Origin of the sequence: Streptomyces sp. MK37H (genome assembly GCF_018035285.1) — a bacterium.
Taxonomy (GTDB): Bacteria; Actinomycetota; Actinomycetes; order Streptomycetales; family Streptomycetaceae; genus Streptomyces; species Streptomyces endocoffeicus.
In genome coordinates this window covers 1-2,403 of the sequence record NZ_JAAAYH010000738.1, presented here as the reverse complement: position 1 = coordinate 2,403, position 2,403 = coordinate 1, and the positions used below count along the sequence as shown (strand labels likewise).

General features: G+C 73.4%; 1 protein-coding gene. It reads right to left on the bottom strand.

Translation table 11 applies throughout. The annotated features are described in order from the left end of the window. Window positions 1–35: 35 nt before the first annotated feature. On the bottom strand, window positions 36–1,982 hold the full coding sequence (locus tag GWI24_RS43410; protein WP_247617703.1) for an FAD/NAD(P)-binding domain-containing protein: 1,947 nt from the start codon (window positions 1,980–1,982) through the stop codon (window positions 36–38). Window positions 1,983–2,403: the final 421 nt, after the last annotated feature.

Genomic DNA, 2,403 nt, shown 5'->3' with positions numbered 1-2,403 from the left:
GTGAAGCTCAGGCAGCGAGGCTCAAGCGGTGAAGCTCAGGCGGTGACCGTGGCGCGACAGGACAGCTCGCGCAGACAGCGCAGCAGGGCGCGCGCGGTGGCGTCGTTCTGCCGGAACGCGGGCGCGTTGGTACGGGGCCGGGCGAAGGCGCCCGAGGCGCGGGCGTCGGTGTGCGGGCCGAGCGCGAAGCGCTGCGGGTGCGGGCGGCCCGTCCGGTCCAGGATCCGGGCGTCGGCGGGGCTGACGGCGAGCAGTCCGGCCGGGGTGGCGGCGGCGCCGTCACGGTGCAGGGAGCGCAGCAGGGTGTCGCGGGAGCGGTCCACGGTCGGCTCCGGCAGCCGGGCCTCGACCAGTGCACGGGCCTCGACGGCGGGTCCGGGCACACTGGCGGAGCTCGCCCGGAACACCCCGCGCACCGGATCGGTGGTCACGGTCGTCTCGGCGCCGAGGAAGCGGACCACTCCGGCGCGGGAGAGCGCGAGCAGCTGCTCCAGCCGTGGCCCCGGCGGGCCGGAGGCGAGGAAGCTGAAGAAGCCGTGCCACCAGCCGCCGATGTCGCCGAGCCGGATCAGCTGGCCGTAGACGGAGAGCAGGGCGAGGAAGACGGCCAGGTCGGGGCTGTGCACGGGGTCGTGGCGGCGGGCGAGGTCGGCCTCGATATGGCCGCGCAGCGCCTGCTGCAGGGCCTCGTGGTCGCCGAACCGCAGCCCGGCCAGGGGGCGGTCGAGGGCGTCGAGGTCGAGCCGGTCGGCCGGGTCGGGAACGGCCGCGGCGACCAGGACGTCCAGATCTGGGCTGCCTGGCGGGCAGGCGGCGTACTTCTCCTCGAACGCGGACCACTCCCCGGCCACGCGCTCCGGATGGGCGGTGAACAGTCGGTGGTAGTGGGCGAAGCCCAGCTCCTTGGCGATCAGCGGCCAGACGTCGCGCCGGAAGTCCGGCCGCCCGGGGCGCGAGAGCAACGCATCGACCTCGGCGGGGCCGAAGAAGCGCGGCACCGGGGGCCGCTCACCGCTCAGCGAGTAGCCGATCTTGGCGTGGTACGGCACACCGCGCCGCGAACCGGCGTACAGCACGGGCTCGCGGCCGGAGGGCCGGTAGGCCAACTCGCCGTCCGGACCGCGCTCATAGCGTCCGCCGCGCCCCTCGGTGAGCAACACCATCAGATCGACGAAGGCGAGGCCGAGGCCGCGTACGATCACCGGCTCGCCGGGGCGCAGCGCGCTCACATCGCTGTCGGCGGTGAACTCCGGCGGGAGATGGACCAGTTGGTGCTCGGCGGCGAACGCGGTGAGCGCCCGCTGCTCGGCGTCGGGTTCGGCGTCGAGGTGGCCGAGGGCGAGGACCACGGCGTCGGCGGTGAGCGGCTCGGTCCGCCCCTCCAGCCACACCTGCTGCCGTCCGTCGCGCGGCCCGCTGACGCGTACGGCCCGGTCCCGGTGCTCATGGACGATGGTCCCGGGCGGCAGATCGGCCACCGACCGCTCGTACACCCAGCGCAGATAGGCGCTCTGGAGCCGTCTGGTGGCGAAGCTCCGGCCGGTCAGGGCGGCGGCCTCGGCGGCGAGTTCGGGCGGCAGGGTGTGCGACGGCTCCCCTCCGCGGACCTCATGGACCTCACGGACCTCGCGGACCTCGCGGGCCCATTCGGCGAGGGAGGGACCGGGGCGTATCGGGCCTTCGCGCTCCACCGACTCGTCGGTGAACATGGTGACGTCCTCGGCCATGGAGTTCATCCACAGCAGCGGGGACTGGTCGGGGCGCCAGATGCGGCCGCCGCCGGGCGGATGCGGATCGACCAGGTGCAGCTCGAACGGGGCGCCGTCGCCGTACAGCTCGGGGGCGTTGGCGGCGATGCGCTCGATCAGTCCGGTGGCACGCGGGCCCGCGCCGACGATGACGATCGTGGCGGGCGGGACGACCGTGGCGGGTGATCGGAAGGGGTGGTCCGGATGCGCGGGATGGTCCGGGTTCGCGGACATGCGGAGGCTCCGTGAGTTCTGAAGTGAACACACGCATGGCCTTCACACACGCCGAGCCCCTCAGCTCGACAACGGCCGGGCCCCTCAGCCCGGCATGCGAGCCTCTCGGCCCGGCATGAGCCCGAGATTAAGACGCCCCCACGGTGCGCTGTCAAGACTGTCCGAACTGTGAGCAGCGCGTCTCACCGCGGTTGACGAGGAAGCGGAAGGCTGCTCCACTTGTCCCATGGACTCATGGCAGCGACTGGTCACGCGCGACCACATCGACTTCGGTCGGGTGTGGTCGTCGTCCTGTTCGGGCTGACCGCCCGCCTCCGCTGCCCTAGGGGGACTCCCTTCCCCAGCGCTTCGAGGCTTCGCCCGCGCCCGCCGGTCTCCCTCCTCCGGTGTGGCCGCAACACATCCGCGTCCTCACGCGCCT

Bases quoted from the DNA above. Each gene is read 5' to 3' on its own strand.
- GWI24_RS43410 (WP_247617703.1), bottom strand. From the start codon at position 1,982: ATGTCCGCGAACCCGGACCATCCCGCGCATCCGGACCACCCCTTCCGA.